Below are 22,276 nucleotides of genomic sequence, written 5' to 3'. Positions count from 1 at the left end.
AATTGAATTGCATGCAATTAAAATGACGAGGGAGAGATTAGACATGGAAACATTATATACAGCAATCGCAACAGTAGAAGGTGGACGGAATGGCAAGATTACTTCCTCCGACGGTGTGCTTAATCTGGATTTGCGTATGCCGAAGTCGCTGGGCGGTAACGGTGAAGAAGGTACGAATCCGGAGCAGCTGTTCGCAGCAGGCTACTCGGCTTGCTTTGACAGTGCATTGAACTTGGTGGCTCGCTCGCAGAAGGTTCAGCATTCCGGCACGGATGTAACTGCGCACGTGAGCATCGGCAAAGATGCGGAAGGCGGATTCGAGCTGGCTGTACAGCTTCACGTGAACATCGATGGCGTGGAGCAGCACACGGCGGAAGAACTGGTCAAAGCGGCGAAAGGCGTATGTCCGTACTCCAAAGCAACGCGAGGCAACATCGAAACGAAGCTTGTTGTAAATGGACAGCCTGTAGGCTAAAACTTCGATTGTACTTGTGCCATTCCCAAAAAAATGCTATAAAAAAGAGAGTGTTTAGCACTCCGAAAGCTAGAGTGCTAACGACATGACTGCGACATTTTTTGGGAGGGTATCGACTAATGATCAAGCAAGAGTTTAAGGCAGAGTCCAAGCGACTGCTCGAAATGATGATTAATTCCATCTACACGCAGCGAGAAATTTTCTTGCGGGAGCTGATCTCCAATGCGAGTGATGCCATCGATAAGATCTATTACAAGGCCTTAACAGACGATAACCTGGTATTTAACCAGGCTGATTATTATGTGAAAGTGACGGCAGATAAAGAAGCGCGCACGCTCACGCTCACGGATACCGGTATCGGCATGACGCAAGAAGAGCTGGAGAACAATCTTGGCGTCATCGCGAAGAGCGGCTCGCTCGCGTTTAAGAAAGATAATGAAAGCAAGGATGGCCACAACATTATCGGCCAGTTCGGCGTTGGCTTCTATGCAGCGTTCATGGTGGCGGACCGCGTGACGGTAACGAGCCGTGCGCTTGGCAGCGACGAAGCGTTCAAGTGGGAATCCGAAGGCGCGGATGGTTACACAATCGTGCCAAGCGAGAAGGCAACTGTCGGCACGGAGATCGTGCTCCACATTAAGCCGAACACGGAAGACGACAACTATGACGAGTTCCTTGAGGAATACCGTCTGCGTTCCGTCATCAAGAAATACTCGGACTTCATTCGTTATCCGATCAAGATGGATGTGAAGGGTCAGCGTCCGAAAGCGGGCACTGAGGGCGAAGAAGAGGCTGAGCTGGAATCGTACGTGGAAGAGCAAACCGTGAACAGCATGGTGCCGATCTGGCGCAAGAATAAGAGCGAGCTGACTGCAGCCGATTACGAGCAGTTCTACAATGAGAAGCGTTACGGCTTCGATAAGCCGCTCAAGCATATCCATATCAGTGCAGACGGCGCGGTTGTGTACCAAGCGATTCTGTACATTCCGGAGAGCACGCCGTTCGATTATTACACGAAGGAATACGAGAAAGGGCTTGAGCTCTATTCCAACGGCGTTCTGATCATGAACAAATGCGCGGATCTGCTGCCGGACTACTTCAGCTTCGTCAAAGGAATGGTCGATTCCGAGGATCTATCGCTGAACATCTCCCGTGAGATGCTGCAGCATGACCGTCAGCTGACGCTCATCGCGAAGAACATCAAGAACAAGATCAAGAGCCAGCTGCAAAGCCTGCTGAAGGACGAGCGCGACAAGTACGAAACCTTCTACAAAGCTTTCGGCCGCCAACTGAAATTCGGTGTGTACAGCGACTACGGCATGAACAAGGACACGCTGCAGGATCTGCTGCTGTTCCACTCTTCCAAGGAGAAGAAGCTGGTTTCGCTGGACGAATACGTGTCGAGAATGCCTGAAGACCAGAAGTTTATCTACTACGCTGCAGGTGATTCCATCGAGCGGATCGAGAAACTCCCGGCAATCGAGGTTGTTTCGGACAAGGGCTATGAAATTCTCTACTTCACCGACGATATCGATGAGTTCGCGATCAAGTCGATCATGAGCTACAAAGAGAAGCAGTTCAAGTCCGTCTCGAGCGGCGATCTCGGTATTGAGTCGGATGCGGATAAGGATGCGCAGGATGCAGAAGAGAGCGGCAGCAAAGAGCTGTTCGAACAGATGCAAACGATCCTTAGCGGCAAAGTAATCAAGGTTAAAGCGTCGAAGCGTCTGAAGAGCCACCCGGTATGCCTCTCCAGCGAAGGCGAAGTATCCATTGAGATGGAGAAAATCTTGAAGGCGATGCCGAACAACCAAGACGTGCAGGCGGAAAAGGTGCTTGAGATCAACGTCAATCATCCGGTATTCCAATCGCTGAAGGAAGCGGCTGACAAGGATGCGGAGAAGCTGAACCTGTATACGCAGCTGCTTTACAACCAAGCGCTGCTGATCGAAGGCTTGCCGATTCAAGATCCGGTTGCTTTTACGAATGCGATTTGCAAAGTGATGGTATAGATATGAGAAAGAGACCTCGTGTGAGGTCTCTTTTTTCGTGCGCTCTTATTCAGTTCATCCGGCTGAGCTTCTAGCTTATTGCAACGTATTCGAGGCGCCGTATGGGAACTGACTGGAATAGCCGTTGAACTGCTGGTAGGCTTCGTCGAGCTTCGTCTGCTCTTCGGCTTCCAGCTTGTAGTGTCCCTTGCGGAACATCAGCTCGAAGATCTCATGCTGGCATTGATGCGTCTCCGTCAGCACCGTCATAATATCCTGATGGAGGGAGGAATGACTCGCTTCATTGGCTGCGATGCTGAAGCTGTCACCCAAATACTTTTCCGTCGCCAGGATATCGTTGATGCGGTCGCGGTCCGTTAACTCGGGGCCTTTTACCTGCGACTCATAAGGCGGTTTCGGATTTTGGATCGAATTCTGATTGTTCGGGCTCACGATCGGTGTACCTCCTTTCTAATGTTGAGGAACGTTCTTCATTTCCTGCGTGTTGTTGTTCTGCAGATGCTTGAGCAGAAGGGTATAGTGGCGTTCATGCATCATGCCTGCTTTATGAATGGCTTGGCCGATTTCAGGGTCAGAGCATTCTCGGGCAAAATGGCTGCACTTCTTCATGGCCAATAGAAGCCAGGACAATTGGTCTTTCAAATAAGACGCGTCTTTGGTCGTGATGACTTTGGGCGGCACCGGCATGATGCCTGCCTGCTGCTGAGTGGATTGCGTTTGCTGCACGTGAAATGACCTCCTTTACGTATTCCCGTATAGCTTGCGCAATTCCGCCAAAATAACTCGCGTGCTTCTATGGTTCACTTTTATTGCCATGGTAACTTATGACGATTTTAAGCTTTTCTTAAGATTTAGCTTCTATAGTGTTGGGATGTGATGATGATTCGAAACAAGAGGTCACGGTGTGGAAGCCGCGACTACACATACAGACCATACAACAAAGGGGTGCAGCATAATGGACAACAACTTAGAAACGACATCGATGACGCCCAGAAGGCGAACTTCCCATCCTGTGAAAAGCACAAAGAAACGTTGGCAGCGAACGGTCAAGCGGCTGTCTGCCTTACTCGTTGTGGCCGTGCTGGCTGGCAGCGCATGGTTCTACCTGACGCCATCCGGCTCCGATATTCGGTACATGATGGCCGATACGCTGATTACGAGCAAGCATCGGTATTTGGCGAAATATTTGATCGGACAAGCAGAGCTCGATAACCGCGTTGCGGCCTATAACGAGCAGTTCGATGCGATGGCGGACGTCAAAGATAATCATAATGTCAATCTGGCCTCGCACCCGAAGGGGACGGTGACGGTTGAACCGATTTCGCGTAAAGGGTTCAAAGGGTATCTCATGTATGTGCATGATCCGAAAATGATCCGTGTCGTCACGACCAGCATAGTCGGTTCAGGCGAACGAGTGGAGAGTATGGTGAAGCGGACAGGTGCGATTGCCGGCGTGAACGGCGGCGCATTCGATGATCCGAACTGGAATGGTAATGGGTTTAAGCCGGCCGGTATCGTCATGTCAGGCGGAAAAGTGCTGTACAAAGGCAATGGCATGAACGCGAAAGTGAATGTCGTCGGTATCGACCGCAACGGTTTGATGGTGGCAGGTCGTTATTCGCCTAAGCAGCTGCTGGCTATGGGGGTATCGGATGCGGTAACCTTCCAGCCCAAATTTATCGTAAACGGCAAAGGCCTTATTAAGAGCGAGGCCGACGGCTGGGGAATCGCGCCTCGTACTTGCATGGCTCAGTTGAAAGACGGCACGATCGTATTCGTCGTGATTGACGGACGTCAGCCTGGCTACTCGGTCGGCGCAACGTTGTACGATGTGCAGAAGATTTTGCTTGAGAAGGGTGCTGTAACGGCTGCGAATTTGGATGGCGGATCATCCACGGTCATGGTGAAGGATGATGAGGTAGTCAATAAACCTTCGAGTAAGTACGGAGCGCGCTACTTGCCAACGGCTTTCCTTGTATTTGATCATCCCGAGGATGCCGACTTGCCGAACATCTGGTCAGGCATCGATATGAATAACTTCGACTCTACGAAGAAGCGTACGCAGCAGCAGGCCTCATAATTTATTTGTTAGCAAATGCCTTCGTGTCCACTTTAGTATGGTGGACATGGAGGCTTTTTATATGCGGGTCGGTCGCTGTTTGGAGGATAAATCCCAGTTTGCGCGCACATAGTATAAGGTGTTGAATGGATGAACAGGAGGAACGCATGTGGTTGTGGTATGGCGCTGCTCGGCAGTTCTGCTGTGCTTGGGCCTGTTATGCGGGTTTCAGCTGCCGAAGAAAGACCGTTATTTCTATGAGAGCCGGGGGGATATCATATGGGAGGTGCCGCTCGATCAGAAGAAGATTGCGCTCACCTTCGACGATGGTCCCTATCCGGAAATGACGAATGACATCCTGGATCTGCTTAAGCAGTACAATGCCAAAGCGACGTTCTTCGTACTGGGTTACCGAGTAAAAGAATTCCCGGAGTTAATTAAGCGAGAAGTCGCGGAAGGTCATGAGGTTGCCAATCATACATATAGCCATGCTTTTCTGACGAAGGGTACCGCGCTATCGACGATTCAGAATGAGATTATGCAGACGGAAGATTCGCTGGTTGCGCTAACCGGTAAGAAGCCGCATTTATTCCGCCCCCCGGGCGGCTTCTATAGTGATCAGACGATACAAGTTGCACGCAAGCTCGGCTACACGACAGTGCTCTGGTCTTGGCATCAGGATACGAGCGATTGGCGCAGTCCGGGCGTGAATTATATTGTGCGCAAGGTGCTCAAGAATGCAAGGAACGGCGACATTGTTCTGCTTCATGACTACATCCCGGGTTCGATCCATACGGTGAAGGCGCTTCGGATTATCCTTCCGGAGCTTGCGCGGCGAGGGTTTAAGTTTGTCACCGTATCGGAGCTGATTGAAGAGAAAGCACATGCATATCCGTAACACAGACGTTCCCATAAGGGAGGGTGATGGCTTCTGGATCCAAAGACGGCCAAGGAAACACGATGTTTTAAAGTGTCGCGGGTATTCCCGACAGATGTAAACAACCATGAAACGTTGTTTGGCGGGAAGCTGATGTCGTATATCGACGACATCGCTTCCATCTCCGTATCGAAACTATGCCGTGCCGCGGCGGTGACCGCTTCGACGGACTCTGTCGATTTCCTGCAGCCGATTCGCCCCACGGACTCGGTATCGCTGGAATCGTTCATCACATGGACGGGTACGAGCTCGATGGAGGTCTTCGTGAAGGTCATCCGCGAGGACCTAAGAAGCGGCGACCGCAAGATTGCCGCGACCGCCTTTCTCACCTTCGTCGCCCTCGACGAGAACAATCGACCAACGACCGTTCCCCAGATCGTACCGGAGACGGAAGAGGAGAAGAAGCTGCACGAAACCGCCGAACTCCGAGCCGAAATGCGCAAGCATCGCAGAGACGAAAGCAAAAAGTTCGCCGATTACTTGCTGACGAAGTATCCTTGGGAGTAGCTTGTTTGTGCTAGTATGCCTTTGATCGCCAGTGAACGTCTATTTCCGCCTTCTGCGGAAGTGGGCGTTCATTTTGTTGTAGCAGAGTAGCTCCCAAGACCATACATCCGCCGAAACGCGGCGTATTGGAGCAAAGAGTAGCCTCCAGGACTACACATCCGCCGAAACGCGGCGTAGTGGAGCAAAGAGTAGCCCCCAGGGCTACACATCCGCCGAAACGCGGCGTAGTCGAGCAAAGAGTATCCCCCAGGACTACACATCCGCCGAAATGAGGCGGGTTAGGGGATGGGCTTCAAAGTAAAATAGCTCCCTATGTGATCGATAACAGGGATATTCGCTCAAAAACCACCAAAGTGGCTCACTAGGTTCCCATTTAGCACCCCTGGTACGCTTCATGCGCACATTCCGCCCAATTCGCACGAATGTAGACTTGCTGGTACGCTACATGCGCCCAATCCGCCCAATTCCCACGAATGTAGACTTGTCGGTTCGCTACATGCGCACAATCCGCCCAATTCCCGCGAAAGTAGACTTGCTGGTACGCTACATGCGCACATTCCGCCCAATTCCCACGAATGTAGACTTGCTGGTTCGCCTCATGCGCACATTCCGCTCATTTCCCACGAATGTAGACTTGCTGGTTCGCTTCATGCGCCCAATCCGCTCATTTCCCACGAATGTAGACTTGCTGGTAAGCTTCATGCGCCCAATCCGCTCATTTCCCACGAATGTAGACTTGCTGGTTCGCTTCATGCGCCCAATCCGCCTAATTTCCACCTAAGCAGCTCCCTAGTTACCCCAGTCATTCTCACAATCCGCCAACCGACCACCGAAGTAGCTAATCACTGCGACTTCGAGTCAACGCAGCTTGCGAATGACCGCCAAACATTCACGACTCCCCTAGAAATTGGTGAAACGTTTCGCAGCCCCGCCTCATTATCCCATTTCCACAGCCGATTTCCCCTGTAGAAACAGCCCTTAAACAAGTAATCTTAATTTTGGTCACTATCATATAAGAAATGATCCGTATTCATCTTGAAAGCGCTTCATGTATAGTGTGGATATAGAAATGAAGGAGGTAGACGGGTACCTGATACGCACGCGATCTCCATTGGAAAGCGTATTCAATAGCGAAGCGTTGAAGAAACTCCCGGTCTTTTGAAACGTTTCTATTTTGTGGAGAAGCAAGTCGTGCGAACGCTAAGCTCATGAGTCGGAGTTACTCAGCAATTGGCCTAAAGTGAAGTTTGGAAATAGCGGATTTGCACCATCACTTCAAGTAAACAGGGGGATTTCAAAGATGAAAAAGAATTACAAAGTTAAGCTTGCCTCTCTTACATTGTGTCTATCGTTATCGCTATCACTCGCAGCTTGTGGAAACAACAACAATGATGGAGCTTCGTCGGATTCAAATGAAACCGCTGACATCTCTAAACTGCTAGATCCGAACTCGGAGCCGAAAGACCCGGGCAAATATTCGCCGGCAATCGAAGTCACAACCGTTCACACGAACAACGGCGTTCTACAGAACATGCCGAAAGATATCACGATTGAAAACAACATTTACACAAAGACTTGGGAAGAGAAGCTTGGCATCAAGCTGAAATATAACTGGACTTCACCAGGCGAGCAAGCCGAAGAGAAGATGAACCTGATGATCGCAAGCGGCGACTTGCCTGACTTCTTCTATGTAACGCCGCCGCAATTCGAGAAGCTGGCATCGACCGGCCAATTGGAAGATATCACGAAAGTCGTGCAAGACTATGCTTCCAAATACACGAAGCAGTATCTGACAGGCGACTACTTGGGATTGCTTGAAGGCGTAACGAAGAATGGCAAAATCTACGGTTTGCCTAACGGTATGACTTACCACGACCAAGGCAACATGCTGTGGATCCGTGAAGACAACTTGAAGAAAGCCGGCCTAGAGGCGCCTAAGACAGTTGCGGATCTGGACAAAGTGCTCGAAGCGTTCAAGAAGAACGACTACGACGGCACAGGCGGAGAGAAATACCCGATTCCACTGGCAGACGCTAGCATGGATTCTGTGAACTGGGGTATCGGCGGCGCGTTCTTCAATATGTTCCATTCATATCCGGACATTTGGGTGAAGAACAGCAAAGGCGAGCTCGAGCACGGGATGTTCGGTTCAGAAACACGTGAAAACACGCGTGCTGCGCTTCTGAAGCTGCAAGAGTACTACAAGAAAGGCTATATCCACCCAGACTTCGCATCGCTTGACAGTGCGAAATACAACGAGCAAATCGTGAACGCGCAATCGTTCGTCGCTTTCGGCGGTCTGTGGGATGCTTGGTGGCCGCTTAACCTAGAACTTGAGAAGAACCCGAATGCGAAATGGGAGCCGGTAGGCATTCCGTCCGTAGACGACAAACCGGGCAAATCGTCCGTAACAGCAGCAACCGTTCTTGGTGTCAATGTAGCGAAGAAGGGCGTTAAACACCCTGAGGCGCTTGTAACGATGGCGAACCTGTTCCATGATCTGAACAACAATCCAGAGACGATGCAGTTCGGTAAATACAACACAGATCCAACAACGAACGCAGGTATTTTCCAATTGTACTCGATGCCGATCTACAACCCGTCGTTCAACTATCAAGCATTCCTAGACATTAGCGATGCGTTCAAAACAGGCTCGACGGATAAACTGTCCGAAGCATACAAGCTGTTCTATGATCAATCCAAAGCGTATGCAGACAAGAACGATGCTGCCGGATTCCCGTCCTACCTGTCCTATACAGACAAAGGTTCCCTTGCAGTTGTAGATCAATACATCAAGGAAAAAAGATTCGCAATGAACGAGTACACAGCGATGCCGACACAAGAAATGCTCGACAATGCACCAATCATCAAAAAAGCATGGGATGTTATGTTCCTGAACGTAGTGAAAGGCGCAGACATCAAAGCGTATGACGATTTCTTGGCGCAATACGACTCCATGTATGCTTCCGCTGTAAATCCGGTTGTGAACAAATGGTTCGAAGCGAAGAACAAAGAAAGCGTTCAAGAGTGGTTTGAGAAGAAATAAGGAACTGGAGTAGAACATGCAGAGTACGGATGTCACGTACATCCGTACTCTGCATCTATTCTTAGCCTTAAATTTAGTCATCGTAAGGGGCGAGCTTATGAACGCTTTCAAAATTCCGAAGAAGCAGCTGGCGCTGTATCTCATGCTGATTCTCCCAGTCGTAGTCGTATTTATTTATTCGTATCTCCCGATGTTCGGGGTTATCATGGCTTTCCAGAAATATGAGCCGACGCAAGGTTTCTTTGGCTCCAAATGGGTAGGCTTGGATCATTTCAGACGTCTCATGCAAATTCCTGATGTGAAGCAAGTCGTTGCCAACACGCTCTTTATTGCCACGATGAAAATTATCGTCGAAACGTTCGCAGCCATTGCGGTTGCCATTCTACTTAATGAAATTGTATCCAAAGTGTTCAAACGTACCGTGCAAACCATTGTTTATTTTCCTTACTTCCTTTCGTGGGTTATCCTCGGCGGTATCTTCCGGGATATGCTCTCTCGTGACGGTTTAATTAATGTGATGCTTGGCAAAATGGGCTTCGACCCGATTATTTTCCTAGAGAAAGCTTCGTGGTTTCCTTATATTCTTGTAGCTACTGAGACATGGCAAATAACCGGCTTCGGTACGATTGTATATCTTGCGGCAATTACGACAATCGATCCGACGCTTTACGAAGCGTCTGTTATGGACGGCGCAAGCCGCTGGAGACAAACGCTGAATATTACACTTCCAGGCATGAAATCGACCATTGTTCTGATGGGGACACTAAGTCTTGGCTACATTCTGAATGCAGGTTTTGAACAAGTACTTATGCTTTACTCTTCGGCTGTCTACTCGACAGGCGATGTTATCGATACCTGGGTCTATCGGATGGGGATTCAGCAGGCTCAATATTCGTTAGGTGCCGCGATCGGCTTGTTCCGTTCCGTTGTCAGCCTAATCCTCATTGTTGCATCGTACTATCTGGCCCGCAAAATATCGGATCATCGCATTTTCTAAAGTCTGGAGGGGAAATTAAATGGTAGATCGTTCGTTAGGCAGACGTATTTTCTTGAACTTGAACGGCTTGCTGTTCATTCTGTTCTCACTTGCCTGTCTCATTCCGATGCTTCACGTACTTGCGATTTCTTTCAGCAAGAGCAGCGCGGTAACGGCCGGCGAGGTTACGTTCTGGCCGGTACAGTTCTCGCTGAAGTCGTATGAATATATTCTAAGCAACTCCGAATTTTGGACGGCGATGTTCGTTTCTGTGAAACGTGTGTTTCTTGGTGTGGCAATCAGCATGTTCCTTACGGTACTAGCGGCTTACCCGCTCTCCAAGAGCCAAGCGAACTTCAAGCATCAGTCGTTCTTTGCCTGGTATTTCGTCGTTACGATGCTGTTCTCCGGCGGTCTTATTCCGACCTTTATGATCGTGAAGAACACCCATCTGTACGGCACGATTTGGTCGCTCGTCATTCCGGGTGCGATTTCGGTATTTAACGTGCTGCTCCTCTCCAACTTCTTCCGGAATATTCCGAAGGATATTGAAGAGTCGGCGTACATGGACGGCGCAGGACATTTCCGCATTCTCGGCACGTTGTACCTCGCTTTGTCGATGCCGATCATTGCCACGCTGATCGTATTCTCGGCGGTCGGACATTGGAATGCATGGTTTGACGGCTTGATCTATTTGAAAAGCCAGAAGGACTATCCGCTGCAGTCTTACTTGCAGACCATCCTTGTGGAATCGAACAGCAGGCTGCTTACGAAAGCGCAAGCACAGCTGATGAACAAAGTATCGAACCGTACGATCCAAGCGTCGCAAGTGTTTATCGCTTCGCTTCCGATTCTGATCGTCTATCCGTTCATGCAAAAGTATTTCGTATCCGGCATGATGGTCGGTGCGGTAAAAGAATAGGCATGCAGCTAAAAAGCCGACCCTTGTGGGGTCGGCTTTAATCTTGTCTGTCAACAGCGATGGTCGGGCGTCCATGCATTTTCTACTTCGCTGGATGCTGGGCTTCGCCGAATTGGCGAGGCGTCATGTTCGTATGTTTCTTAAATACTTTGAAGAAATGTCGCTGACTCTCGAAGCCGGTCTGCATCGCGACCTCGCTAAGCGGCAAGGAAGGCCGCGAGATGAGCAGCTCCTTCGCTTTGATGACCCGGAGCTGCTGGATATAGGCGAGCACATTCATGCCGGTTTCTTTCTTGAACAGATGGCTCACATAGTTGGGGTGCAGGCCGACGTGCTCCGCAACGGAACTCAGAGACAGATCTCTCACGTAGTTCGCTTCAATATACTCCAGCATTTGCTTGCTGGCTTCCGGCTTCTCCACATAGTCATGCTCAGCGACCTCAGTGAAGGTCTCCTGCTCTTCGGCCTCATGTTTCTCGTGTTCGGCGAGGGCGGCTTGGCCAAGCCGGGTGAGCAGCTCTTCAAGCTGTTCATCATCGATAGGCTTGAGCAGATAGTCGATGACCTGCAGCCGCAGCGCATCCCGCGCATAAGAGAAATCATCATAACCGGACAAGATAATGAAGCGGCTGCATAACCCTTCGTTCTTAGCGGTTTGGATGAGTTCCAGCCCGTTCATCTCCGGCATGTTAATGTCGGTCATGACCAGATCAGCCCCATGCTGCCGCAGCGTCTCCAGTGCTTCCGCCGCGCCGGAGGCACCTGTAATGTCCGTAAAGGGGGTATGGAATTGGTTGATTTTGCGCAGCAATCCCCGCAAGATTGGCGCTTCATCTTCAACGATGAGTAGCTTCAACGGCATTTCCCTCCTTCGGCATGGATAATGTAATCGTCGTTCCGACTCCCAGTTCGCTCTCAATTATAAGCCCATAGGCAGGTCCGAAATGGCTGATCATTCGCTCATGAACATTCATCACGCCGATTCCGCCTTGCTCCTGTTCAGGCTCCTGTGCACTCGCGAAGCCATCAAGCTTCTGACGAAGCATCTCAAGGCGTTCCGGCGGGATGCCGGCCCCGTCATCTTGAATGCGAACCAAGGCTAAGGGGCCTTCGCTATACAAGCGGATGCGCAGCGTGCCTGTGCCGAGCTTCTGAGATATGCCGTGCACGATAGCGTTCTCCACCAGCGGTTGGATGATAAATCGCGGACAGGCGATGCGAAGGAGGCTTTCATCCTCGACATCAATTTCGTATTGAAGCCGCTCTTCCATCCGAACCTTATAAATTTGCAGATAGCTGCGAATATGCGAGAGCTCGTCCCGAAGCACGACATACTGGCTCTTCGATAAGCTGTATCGGATCGATTGCCCGAGCGCAAAGATCATTTTGGCTACGTCAGGGCTATCGCTTTCCTCAGCGGCCATTCGAATGGCTTCAAGCCCGTTGTAGATAAAATGAGGGTTAATCTGGGCCTGCAGCGCCAGATAAGCGGCTTCCTTCTGCCGGAGCTGCGAAATGTCAACTTTGCTCATCAGCTCATCGTTGCGATCGATCATTTTATTGTAAGAAGAGACGAGGAAGGCGATCTCATCGCTGTCTTGTTCTTCTTTATATTTGGCCAGCAGATTGCCTCGCATATGCTTGCCGAGCTTGACGATCCGTTGCACGACGGTGGAGACGGTAAAGAAATAGGCGCATGAGAGGATGAGCAACAAGGCGCTGATCATCAGCAAGTAGAATTGAACGGAATTTTTCGTTTTCTGGAAGAGCTCGCTGGTCGGTGTCACGGTCAAGATGGTGGAAGACAACCGCGGAACATAGAAACTGTTCATCATCAGCTGGCCAAGCTCCGAATCCAGGTACTGCAGCGATTTGGATTGCTGAACGGACGAGTAGATCCGCATCTTGTCGGAACTCTCGAGCGGCAGCTTGGCCGATAACGCCACAATTTCGGTATGGGTGATGCCCTTTCTCGGATTGCTGTCTTCGGCCATGTAATAGTGCAGCGGCGTACCTTTCACATCAGAGGTGTGGAACATGCTGGAGAGGAACGTGTATTTCAGTCGGATCTCCATAAGTCCAATCGCTTGGCTGAAGTTCTCATTGTACAGCTTCTTGTAATAGATCATTTGCAGCGCAGACGGCGTAGACATTTCCTGCAGCCAATAGCCTTCCCCGACCTTCAAGTCGGAGGCTCGCGACGGGATGCTGCCATCGCTGTCCACGATGCTTGTCCCCATGCTCCGCACCTTGGGGTCTGTCTTATAGATGCGGATCTGATCGATGTAGAACGAATTGCTTTTATAGAAGGAAAATAACGGCACGAGCTCCTTCAGATAGACGCCAACTTGCTCAGACTCCTGTTTGTACTTGCCGGATAGCAGGCCGCTCAGCACCTTATTCGTTTGAAAAATATCATGAATCATCTCGATCTGATTCATGTTCATCGTCAGGGAGGAGCCGAACTGTTGGATGAAGTATTCGCGGTTATTGGCAAAATCCTTCAGAGCATTATTATGAATCTGTTTATAGTACAGCAGCCCGATGCAGATAGTGGGCAGCAGAATGATGACGACATAGCCGATAATCATTTTCTTCACGATGCCGATTCGAGGTTTGCGCAGTTTCAGTCCATTCACCTTCTCTGATGTAAGCGTGATCTCCCCACAATTATAATTCACTTGAAGTGTAATATACTACATGGCATAGGCATTTAATATCATTCAATTTTCATGCTATGATGGAAGCAGCACGGCAAGCAACCGGGAGAGGGGGCTATTGCGAATTGAACAAACTAATGAAAGCCGTTTCTTTAGTTATGGCAGCATCCTTAGTATTGGCAGGCTGCGGAGGCGGCAACGCGGACAAGACCGGGAAGATCGACAGCGATGAGGCCAATCCCGAGAAGATTGATTATTTCAAGCTCCCGGAGCCGGTGGAAATGAGCGTTATTAAATCCGTTGGACCCGGTCTGAAGTTGAAGCCCGGCGAAACGATTGAAGATAATGAATATACGGATTATGTATTTAACAAAACGAATATTAAGACCAAGGTGCTATGGGATGCTTCCTCTACGGATTTCGATCAGAAAATGCAGCTTGCGATCGCAAATGACGAGATACCGGACGCGATGATTGTGGATGAGAAGACCTTTCGCGCCATGGCTGCGGCCAATCAGCTGGAGGACCTAACGACGGTCTACAAGCGATATGCTTCGGCTCAAATGAAGGATTTCTACAAGTCGACAAAGGACAAGGCGCTGGAGAAAGCCACGTATGACGGCAAGCTGATGGCGCTGCCAAGCGTGGCGATTCAAGCGGATGCGCCGTCCATTCTGTGGCTTCGCAAGGATTGGCTGGATAAAGTGAAGCTCAAGGCGCCGAGGACGATCGATGAGCTGAAACAGGTACTCCACGCATTCATCGAGAAGGACCCCGACGGTAATGGACAAGCGGACACGATCGGACTAACGGGGAATAGTTTTCAACTTGCAACAGATGGCGGCGGCATTCATGATTTCAAAGGCATCTTTAATGCCTTTCATGCCTATCCGATGATCTGGATCAAGGACGAGAATGGCGACGTGGTATACGGATCTACGACATTCGGTACGAAGCAAGCGCTTAGCGAGATTCACGAGATGTATGCGGAAGGCTTGATTGATAAGGAGTTTGCGCTTCGCAAAAATCCGGACGAGCTGGTTCTAAACGGTAAGAGCGGAGCCTTCTTCGGCCCGTGGTGGGTGCCGTGGGCACTCGTCGATGCGGTGAAGAAGAATCCGAAGGCGGACTGGATGCCATTCATGATTGAGGATGAGAAAGGTCAATATAATATTGCGAGCGTTCCGGTAAGCAACTCTTTTCTCGTTGTGCGCAAAGGTTACGAGCATCCGGAGGCGGCGGTTGTGTACTCCAACATGCGCGTGCAAGCGGAGCGTACGCCAGATGAGCAGGCAGTCAAGCTGGACCCGGGACATGGCCTATGGCCGCTGCTGATGACGATCGACTATGCCGATGCGGCTACGCGTAAGCATGATCTGCTGCTGGATGCTTTGGCCGGCAAGGTGAAGAAGGAAGAGATGGACGGCGAGATGCAGCTGGTCTATGAGCAAGAGCTGCGTGACCGGATGAATCCGAGAAAGAATGCAGATGATTGGGCTCCGCCTGCAGCATATTTAATGGGAGCGGGCATACTGAAACTACCGATGAACGTAACCGAACCGGTGTATTCGGCTATGACGAAGACGATGGAGACGCGCTGGGCGAACCTGCAGACGATGGAGACCGAAACCTTCTACAAGATCGTACTGGGCGATGAGCCGATCAATGCGTTTGACCAGTTCGTCAAGGACTGGAAGGAGCAAGGCGGCGACAAAATCGTCGAGGAAGTCAAGGAAGAGCTGAAGAAGTAAGCGGCTCTTTCCGTGCCCTATTAGGACATGGCTGGAAGTAAGCGTGGTTTTTCGTAATAACGATTGATAGAGTAACCGTTTTCGGGTTATAATAACGTATTCCGTGCCCGCGCACGAAGTTCGGGACTGGTTATTATTATACGTATAGGAGTGAGTATGAATGGCAACAAGAATTTACCTGATTGGCGCAGGCTTCATCGCCCGCACACACGCAGAAGCAGCTTATAAATTTTACGGGGAAACACCGACAGACATCGAACTGAAGGTTGCGGATCCGAATCCGAAAGCATTGGCTAGCTTCGTTGAGCAGTTCCCGCACGCGGTTACGTTCAGCGATATGAAGGATATGCTGGCAGAAGAAGCACAAGAGCATGATGTCGTTGTTGTATGCACACCGCCATTCACGCATTTCGAGCTGTCCAGCTATGCGCTGAAATCAGGCCGTCACGTGCTTTGCGAGAAGCCGCTTGTTATGAACGCTGCCGAAGCAGATGAGCTTTCGCAGCTGGCGAAGGACCAAGGCAAGCTGTTTGGCGACTGCAGCGACCGCTTTATCGGTCTGCCTAAGACGGAGCAAGTGAAGGCGATTGTGGCTTCCGGCGCCCTGGGCGAAATCTACAAAGTGAGCTTCATTCACCGCGATCAACGCGGAAGAGCAGGCGTCGAGTACCAACCGGAGAGCCGTTGGTTCTTGAACAGCAAGCTTTGCGGCGGCGGCATTCTGACGGACTGGGGTCCGTACGACTTTACCGTACTTGCTGATATTCTTCAGCCATCGGCTGTAGATGTGCTTGGCGGCTGGATCGCAAAACCTATAACAGGCGCAGATCCGCAAGATGTCGTGTACGATGTAGAGCATAACTCCGGCGCTCTCATGCGCTATCATGCACAAGGCCAAGACCGTCCTGTGCTTGTACAATATGAGCGTTCTTCCTGTACGCATGGCGAAGCTTATTCCTTGGTTGAGATTGAAGGAACGCTTGGCGCAGTGAAATGGTCGCCGTATTTCGGCGGCGATGCAGTCGTTCAACGCTTCGACGAGCAAGGCTCCGTAGCCGAGAAAGAAGCTCAAGTTCCGAATGACAATGCGTACAGCTTTATGGATGCGCCGCTTTACTTCTTCGTAGAACGCGTACTGGGTCATGATTCGGCTGCGCTCTTGAATGAAGATGCGGTGTTTAACTTCAAATGTATCCAAGCGGTATATGAGAGCGCGGCATCCGGCAACATTCAATCCGTTACACGCGGTTAGTTTGTAAAGGGATAGACGTCTTAAGGAAAAAGCGATCATTTCCGGCATTTTGCCAGTAAATGGTCGCTTTTTTGCCTTATTTGCCCGCGCACAGCGATTCATAATTGAAGTATAATGGGTAAAATTAAGGTTTAGCGAGTAGTTGATGAAATAGGTATTGTAATTCCGAGTATTCCGATGTATGATTACGAATATCAATTGAAACTCTTCATAGAGATACTTGGAGGATGAGAGAATGCGCAGCAAGAGAAGTTTACCCGTCGTTATCGTACTAGCCCTACTTACCCTGGTAATCAGTGCATGCTCCGGTGGCAATTCGAACTCGAACAACACAGCTTCGAATAACGCTCCGGCCAATAATACGCAAGCGTCTGACAATGCGGGTACCGACGCATCGCAGCCGAAGGATGGCGGCAGCCTCATTATTGCTGTAGCAGCTGATCCGACAATCCTTAACCCGAACTATGCAAGCGACCGTGTCAGCCTGACAATTGACCAAGCTCTATATGCACCATTGTTCCAAATCAACAACGGCAAGAAGACCTTCTATCTTGCAGAGAGCTTAACACCGTCTGCTGACAACCTTACTTATACATTGAAACTGAAGAGCGGCCTGACTTGGCACGATGGCGAGAAGCTGACTGCCGATGACGTTGTCTTCACATTCAATAAAATATTGGAAGAGAAACAAAACAGCTTTCTGCGCGGCAACCTGATCATTGGCGGCAAGCCAATCGAAGCGGTTAAAGTGGATGATACTACGGTTGACTTCAAGCTTCCGAGCGTAAGCCCGGCATTCGAAGCTACCTTGGTACAAATCACGCCGATTCCGAAGCACATCTTCGAGAACGAAGCGGATATTGAGAAAAGCACGAAGAACGCAGCGCCAATCGGTTCCGGTGCGTTCAAATTCAAAGAATACAAAACAGGCGAGTACCTGACGCTTGATCGTTTCGATAACTATTTTGGCGGTAAACCGCATCTGGATTCCATTACGTACCGTGTTGCGAAGGATGCCAATGCAGCGAACCTTGCTCTGCAAAGCGGCGAGATCAACGTGAAATACTTGGATCCGCAAGATGTAGCGACAATTGATGCAACAGGTAATTTCGAAATTAAGCCTTATAGCGAAGGTCGTCTGTCTTACCTGAACTTCAATGCAAACAGCGACACTGGCATTCTGAAGAAGAAAGAAGTTCGTCAAGCGCTGTCTTATGCGCTAAACCGTGAAGAGCTCATCCAAGCGGCTTACTCCTCTGCTGATTATGCAGAACAGGCTCATTCGATCCTGACGCCGGATACCCTGTACCAAACGAATGACGTTGCTTCATTTGACAATGATACAGCGAAAGCGAAAGACCTGTTGAAAGCAGCAGGCGTTAAAGAAGGACAGAAGCTGCGTTTCATCGTGTCGAGCGGCAACAAAGTGCAAGAGTCGGTTTCCTTGTATGTACAACAGAAGCTTAAAGAAGTTGGTCTGGAAGTAGAACTGCAGAACATGGATGCATCGGCTTTCGGCGATAAGGCTTACGATCCGAAGGCAGCTGATTTCGAATTCTTCGTGGGTGGTTACATTATGGGTTCTGACCCTGATGCCTACAGCATCTTGTACGCTACAGGTGCTGACTACAACACTTCACATTACTCCAATGCGGAAGTAGACGGTTTGTGGAAACAAGGCGCTGCAGAAGGCGACACTGCAAAACGCGGCGAAGTGTACAAGAAGATTCAAGAAATCGTTGCGGATGATGCGCCACTGTTCCCAATCGGTTACACCAAAACAATCGTTGCTATGGACAAGCGCTTTGGCGGTATTGACGAAGCGGTTCTGAAACCAGTCGTTATCTTCGAAGATCCGTCCAAACTATATTTGAAATAAGAACGTTCAAAAAATAAGCTGGATCGTTCCAGCTTATTTTTTGCTACTTGAAAGCAAGGAGAATTCAGCATGAGACAGCTCATCGCCAAACGATTATTGCAGACCATTCCGATGCTCTTCTTCGTCTCGGTTGTCTGCTTCGCTATGATTAAGATGGCTCCGGGCGATCCGGTGCTTTCGTTCGTTACGCCAGCTATGCATGCGGACGATATAGAACGGATTCGGCATAATATGGGGCTCGATCAGCCCGCGATTGTACAGTATTGGGAGTGGCTGAAAGCTTGCTTAACAGGTAACCTGGGTTACTCCTTCATTAATCATCAGCCGGTGACGGAGCAAATCATCGATCGGCTGCCTGCAACCGCAGGGCTGATGGGCGCCGCGATTGGTTTGGCAGTACTGCTTGCGATCCCGCTGGGGCTGCTGGCGGGGGCATACCGTAATAAATGGGTGGACAAGCTGATTAATTTCCTGTCTTATATCGGTATTTCTGTGCCGCTGTTCTGGCTTGCCATTCTGTTTATTTATTTCTTTGCGGTTAAGCTGCACTGGCTGCCTAGTATGGGCATGCGGACAATCGGTACGAACTCTGCATGGGATGTCATCAAGCATGGCATGCTGCCTTGTCTTGTGCTGGCATTCGGGTTCATGCCCGGCTATGTTCGCTATATCCGTTCGAGTACGATCGGACAATTGAAAGAAGACTATGTACAAATCCAATATGCATTCGGTTCAACTCGAATGAAGATTCTATATCGCCATGTCATGAAGCATGTGCTGCTGCCTGTTATTACGCTGCTTGGGATGTCCATGGCCGATTTGGTGGCAGGCGCTATCGTGACGGAAACGATATTTTCCTGGCCGGGTATCGGATCACTGGGCATGACAGCCGCGAGGGGAATGGATTATCCCGTTATTATGGGCATAACGCTGTTCTCATCCGTGATGCTGATAATAGGGAATCTGGCCGCGGATCTGCTGTACGGCATTGCCGATCCGAGAATCAAACAGACGAGGTGACTTCATGAATCGCACCAAATGGCGCAATGTTAGAATCGAGCTACTGTCGAATAAATTTGGGATCGCGGCCGTCGTTATTTTGGCGGTGCTGACGATTGGCGCTATTCTGGCGTTTCTCTCCTCGCAGGATCCCAATCAATTGAATGTATTGGAGCGGCTGAAGAAGCCGAGCTCGGCCCACTGGTTCGGGACGGACGACTTCGGTCGTGATTATTTTACAAGGGCATTGTTTGGCGGTCGTGTGTCCCTAATGGTTGGTTTCGCCTCCATGTTAGTGGCTACGGGTATCGGCGTCACCATCGGGGTGGTAAGCGGCTACTTCGGCGGCAAGCTGGATAATGTACTGATGCGGGGCGTGGAGGTCATCATGTCGATTCCTTCGTTCCTAGTCCTGCTCTTGCTCAGCATATTCTTAAAGCCGAATGTCGGCAGCATTATTCTAATTATTGCCTTATTAATGTGGATGAATATCGCCCGAATTATAAGGGCGGAGACGATGACGGTGAAAGAGCGTGAATTCGTGCTGTATGCCAAAGCATCCGGGCAGAGTGCCGTCGGCATTATCATTCGGCATATTCTGCCGAACCTGATGCCCGTCATTATCGTAGGCGCTACGAATACGATCGGTAACGCGATTATGATGGAGTCATCTCTTAGTTTTCTCGGCTTTGGGGTGCAGCCGCCAAGCGCGACATGGGGCAGCATGCTCAACAATGCGCAGGGTTATATCGCACAGGCGCCTTACTTGGCGGTGTTTCCAGGATTATTTATACTACTGACGGTTCTTAGCTTCAACGTGCTGGGCGATATTTTGCGCGTCGGTTTTGAACCGAAGCTCACTCGGAGATAACCGGTGAACAGCAGGCCACAAGGGAGTGAGTCACAGATGACAAAACGGTTACTGACCGCCACGGACCTTAAGGTTTCATTCTTCACCCGTGAAGGGGAGAATCAAGCTGTCCGGGGCGTCAGCTTTCATATTGATGCAGGGGAAACCGTCGGTATCGTCGGCGAATCCGGGAGCGGGAAGAGCGTAACAGCCAAAGCGCTGATGGGACTTATTCCGCCGCCTGGCAAAGTGCTTCAAGGGGATATTGAGTTTGACGGGAAATCAGTCACCAATCTAACGGATAAAGAATGGCGGAAGCTGCGCGGCAATCGGATCGCGATGGTGTTCCAGGACCCGATGACGGCGCTCAATCCCGTGCAGCGGATCGGCAAGCAGATGTCGGAGATTATTGAGCGGCATCGCGGTTTGAAGCCGAAGGCCGCGCTCGCGGAAGCGATCGAAATGCTGCGTCAAGTCGGCATTACGGAGCCGGAGCGGCGCGTACAGCAATATCCGCATGAATTCAGCGGCGGCATGCGCCAGCGGGTTATGATTGCGATGGCGCTGTCCTGCCAGCCGGAGCTGCTCATTGCCGATGAGCCGACGACGGCGCTCGACGTGACAATTCAGGCGCAAATTCTGGATTTGCTCAAGGAGCTGAAAGAACGCTCCCAGACTGCGATTGCGCTCATTACGCATGATTTGGGCGTAGTGGCGCAGGTGTGCAGCCGCGTAGTCGTTATGTACGGCGGCATGGTGATGGAGGAAGGACCGGTAGAGCAAATCTTCTATCATCCGCAGCATCCATATACACAAGGACTGTTGCGCTCCTTGCCAAAGCGTGACAATGGTTTTAAGGAAAGGCTTGTCTCCATTGAGGGTACGCCGCCGAATTTACTGGACCCGCCGCCGGGCTGCCCGTTCATGGCGCGTTGTCCTCATGCCATGTCCAAGTGCGCGGCGCTACCGACGGTCGCGGAGGTTTCGCCGGGGCACCGATCGCTGTGCTGGTTAACGGTTGATAAGGAGGTCGGCAACCATGAGTGAACGACGTGATGATTTGCTCGTCGAAGTGCGAGGACTGAAGAAGCATTTCACGAAGAGCACAGATGTATGGGGCAGACCGACCGAGGTGCTGAAGGCCGTTGACGGCGTCAGCTTCGGCATCAAACGCGGAGAAACGTTCGGTCTTGTCGGCGAGTCCGGCAGCGGCAAGTCTACTGTCGGCCGCTGCTTGCTTCGGCTTTATGACTATACAGCGGGTGAGGTTCGCTTTGACGGCCACGAGCTGTCATCGCTTGGCGAGCGGCAGTTGAAGCCGTTCCGCCGCCGCATCCAATCGGTTTTCCAAGATCCGTATTCATCGCTTAATCCCGGCATGAACGTGCTGGAGCTAATTGGGGAGCCTATGGATATTCACGGGCTGCATCGCGGTTCTGAACGCAAGGATGCCGTGGCTGCACTTCTCGAGAGGGTCGGACTGAAGCGGGAGCATCTGCTTCGTTATCCGCATGAGTTCAGCGGCGGTCAGCGTCAGCGGATCTCGATTGCCAGAGCGTTGTCGGTGCGACCGGATTTCGTCGTATGCGACGAGCCGATCTCGGCACTCGACGTATCCGTTCAAGCGCAGGTCATTAACATGCTGGAGGATTTGCAGCAGGAGTTTGGCTTAACGTATCTCTTTATTGCGCATGACTTATCGATGGTGCGGCATATTTCGGACCGGATTGGCGTTATGTACGGCGGCCGATTGGTTGAGGTAGCATCAAGCGAGGAGTTGTACGAGAATCCGCTGCATCCTTATACGAAGGCGCTGCTATCCTCGATCCCGGTACCGGATCCGCGTGCAGTAAGCGAGCGCGTGATCTGGACGAAGGAAGCCGGGGCAGTCGTGCCGGAATTGCGGGAAGTCAGCCCGGGTCATTTTGTAGCGTTGGAGTAAGAGCTATTA

Annotated in this window: 19 protein-coding genes; 15 read left to right on the top strand and 4 right to left on the bottom strand. The window is 50.7% G+C overall.

The window, feature by feature from the left end; all coding sequences use genetic code 11:
- The first annotated feature begins 43 nt into the window (after positions 1-43).
- Positions 44-475 carry an organic hydroperoxide resistance protein gene (locus BLW29_RS19625; RefSeq protein ID WP_090982709.1) on the top strand — a complete coding sequence of 144 codons (432 nt, stop codon included), beginning with the start codon at positions 44-46 and terminating at the stop codon, positions 473-475.
- Positions 476-594: 119 nt separating this feature from the next.
- Positions 595-2,487, top strand: coding sequence for a molecular chaperone HtpG (gene htpG / locus BLW29_RS19620; RefSeq protein WP_090982707.1), 1,893 nt, complete (start codon positions 595-597; stop codon positions 2,485-2,487).
- Positions 2,488-2,562: 75 nt separating this feature from the next.
- Here the strand turns inward: htpG and BLW29_RS19615 are convergent, their stop codons facing one another.
- On the bottom strand, positions 2,563-2,919 hold the full coding sequence (locus BLW29_RS19615) for a spore coat protein (RefSeq protein WP_371264753.1): 357 nt from the start codon (positions 2,917-2,919) through the stop codon (positions 2,563-2,565).
- Positions 2,920-2,937: 18 nt separating this feature from the next.
- On the bottom strand, positions 2,938-3,213 hold the full coding sequence (locus tag BLW29_RS19610; protein WP_371264752.1) for a hypothetical protein: 276 nt from the start codon (positions 3,211-3,213) through the stop codon (positions 2,938-2,940).
- Positions 3,214-3,442: 229 nt separating this feature from the next.
- Between BLW29_RS19610 and BLW29_RS19605 the strand changes: the two genes are divergently transcribed.
- The 6 genes from BLW29_RS19605 (at position 3,443) to BLW29_RS19575 (ending at position 10,934) form a co-directional block, all read left to right on the top strand.
- On the top strand, positions 3,443-4,567 hold the full coding sequence (locus BLW29_RS19605) for a phosphodiester glycosidase family protein (protein WP_256208732.1): 1,125 nt from the start codon (positions 3,443-3,445) through the stop codon (positions 4,565-4,567).
- A 154-nt stretch (positions 4,568-4,721) separates the two neighbouring features.
- Positions 4,722-5,444 (top strand): polysaccharide deacetylase family protein, encoded by a 723-nt coding sequence (locus BLW29_RS19600; RefSeq protein ID WP_371264757.1) that lies wholly within the window; start codon positions 4,722-4,724, stop codon positions 5,442-5,444.
- A 33-nt stretch (positions 5,445-5,477) separates the two neighbouring features.
- Positions 5,478-5,990 (top strand): acyl-CoA thioesterase, encoded by a 513-nt coding sequence (locus BLW29_RS19595; RefSeq protein WP_090982703.1) that lies wholly within the window; start codon positions 5,478-5,480, stop codon positions 5,988-5,990.
- A gap of 1,300 nt (positions 5,991-7,290) precedes the next feature.
- Positions 7,291-9,036: a type 2 periplasmic-binding domain-containing protein gene (locus BLW29_RS19585; protein WP_090982700.1), complete on the top strand. Its 1,746-nt coding sequence runs from the start codon at positions 7,291-7,293 to the stop codon at positions 9,034-9,036.
- A 97-nt stretch (positions 9,037-9,133) separates the two neighbouring features.
- A complete protein-coding gene (locus tag BLW29_RS19580) occupies positions 9,134-10,033 on the top strand; it encodes an ABC transporter permease (RefSeq protein ID WP_090982813.1) in 900 nt (299 codons plus the stop codon).
- Between the two features lie 19 nt (positions 10,034-10,052).
- Positions 10,053-10,934, top strand: coding sequence for a carbohydrate ABC transporter permease (locus BLW29_RS19575; protein WP_090982698.1), 882 nt, complete (start codon positions 10,053-10,055; stop codon positions 10,932-10,934).
- 82 nt (positions 10,935-11,016) lie between these two features.
- On the opposite strand, the gene BLW29_RS19570 is transcribed toward BLW29_RS19575, so the two are convergent.
- Both BLW29_RS19570 and BLW29_RS19565 read right to left on the bottom strand, forming a co-directional pair.
- A complete protein-coding gene (locus BLW29_RS19570) occupies positions 11,017-11,790 on the bottom strand; it encodes a response regulator transcription factor (protein ID WP_256208730.1) in 774 nt (257 codons plus the stop codon).
- The gene (locus BLW29_RS19565) at positions 11,771-13,615 is read right to left on the bottom strand and encodes a sensor histidine kinase (protein ID WP_177186715.1); all 1,845 of its coding nucleotides are present in this window, start codon (positions 13,613-13,615) and stop codon (positions 11,771-11,773) included. Before BLW29_RS19565 ends, BLW29_RS19570 begins: the two co-directional genes overlap by 20 nt.
- A gap of 104 nt (positions 13,616-13,719) precedes the next feature.
- Between BLW29_RS19565 and BLW29_RS19560 the strand changes: the two genes are divergently transcribed.
- The 7 genes from BLW29_RS19560 to BLW29_RS19530 all read left to right on the top strand — a co-directional run bounded on the left by BLW29_RS19560 (position 13,720) and on the right by BLW29_RS19530 (position 22,267).
- Positions 13,720-15,345, top strand: a complete 1,626-nt coding sequence (locus BLW29_RS19560) for a type 2 periplasmic-binding domain-containing protein (protein ID WP_177186714.1) — start codon at positions 13,720-13,722, stop codon at positions 15,343-15,345.
- Between the two features lie 160 nt (positions 15,346-15,505).
- Entirely contained in the window at positions 15,506-16,597 is a 1,092-nt protein-coding gene (locus tag BLW29_RS19555; protein WP_090982690.1) for a Gfo/Idh/MocA family protein, read from the top strand.
- Between the two features lie 235 nt (positions 16,598-16,832).
- Positions 16,833-18,476, top strand: coding sequence for an ABC transporter substrate-binding protein (locus BLW29_RS19550; RefSeq protein ID WP_090982689.1), 1,644 nt, complete (start codon positions 16,833-16,835; stop codon positions 18,474-18,476).
- A 69-nt stretch (positions 18,477-18,545) separates the two neighbouring features.
- On the top strand, positions 18,546-19,496 hold the full coding sequence (locus BLW29_RS19545) for an ABC transporter permease (RefSeq protein ID WP_090982687.1): 951 nt from the start codon (positions 18,546-18,548) through the stop codon (positions 19,494-19,496).
- A 4-nt stretch (positions 19,497-19,500) separates the two neighbouring features.
- Positions 19,501-20,346, top strand: coding sequence for an ABC transporter permease (locus tag BLW29_RS19540; protein WP_090982685.1), 846 nt, complete (start codon positions 19,501-19,503; stop codon positions 20,344-20,346).
- A gap of 36 nt (positions 20,347-20,382) precedes the next feature.
- A complete protein-coding gene (locus tag BLW29_RS19535; RefSeq protein ID WP_090982683.1) occupies positions 20,383-21,372 on the top strand; it encodes an ABC transporter ATP-binding protein in 990 nt (329 codons plus the stop codon).
- A complete protein-coding gene (locus BLW29_RS19530) occupies positions 21,365-22,267 on the top strand; it encodes an ABC transporter ATP-binding protein (RefSeq protein ID WP_090982681.1) in 903 nt (300 codons plus the stop codon). Before BLW29_RS19535 ends, BLW29_RS19530 begins: the two co-directional genes overlap by 8 nt.
- Positions 22,268-22,276 lie beyond the last annotated feature (9 nt).

Source organism: Paenibacillus sp. CF384, from assembly GCF_900106745.1.
In the GTDB taxonomy this organism is placed as follows: Bacteria; Bacillota; Bacilli; order Paenibacillales; family Paenibacillaceae; genus Paenibacillus_Z.
Note: the sequence above shows the minus strand (reverse complement) of the source record. Positions and strands in the feature narration are given on the sequence as shown.

Excerpts from the sequence above, each read along its gene's own strand:
- BLW29_RS19625 (WP_090982709.1), top strand. The coding sequence starts at position 44 with ATGGAAACATTATATACAGCAATCGCAACAGTAGAAGGTGGACGGAAT.
- htpG (WP_090982707.1), top strand. The coding sequence starts at position 595 with ATGATCAAGCAAGAGTTTAAGGCAGAGTCCAAGCGACTGCTCGAAATG.
- BLW29_RS19605 (WP_256208732.1), top strand. The coding sequence starts at position 3,443 with ATGGACAACAACTTAGAAACGACATCGATGACGCCCAGAAGGCGAACT.
- BLW29_RS19585 (WP_090982700.1), top strand. The coding sequence starts at position 7,291 with ATGAAAAAGAATTACAAAGTTAAGCTTGCCTCTCTTACATTGTGTCTA.
- BLW29_RS19580 (WP_090982813.1), top strand. The coding sequence starts at position 9,134 with ATGAACGCTTTCAAAATTCCGAAGAAGCAGCTGGCGCTGTATCTCATG.
- BLW29_RS19575 (WP_090982698.1), top strand. The coding sequence starts at position 10,053 with ATGGTAGATCGTTCGTTAGGCAGACGTATTTTCTTGAACTTGAACGGC.
- BLW29_RS19555 (WP_090982690.1), top strand. The coding sequence starts at position 15,506 with ATGGCAACAAGAATTTACCTGATTGGCGCAGGCTTCATCGCCCGCACA.
- BLW29_RS19550 (WP_090982689.1), top strand. The coding sequence starts at position 16,833 with ATGCGCAGCAAGAGAAGTTTACCCGTCGTTATCGTACTAGCCCTACTT.
- BLW29_RS19545 (WP_090982687.1), top strand. The coding sequence starts at position 18,546 with ATGAGACAGCTCATCGCCAAACGATTATTGCAGACCATTCCGATGCTC.
- BLW29_RS19540 (WP_090982685.1), top strand. The coding sequence starts at position 19,501 with ATGAATCGCACCAAATGGCGCAATGTTAGAATCGAGCTACTGTCGAAT.
- BLW29_RS19535 (WP_090982683.1), top strand. The coding sequence starts at position 20,383 with ATGACAAAACGGTTACTGACCGCCACGGACCTTAAGGTTTCATTCTTC.
- BLW29_RS19530 (WP_090982681.1), top strand. The coding sequence starts at position 21,365 with ATGAGTGAACGACGTGATGATTTGCTCGTCGAAGTGCGAGGACTGAAG.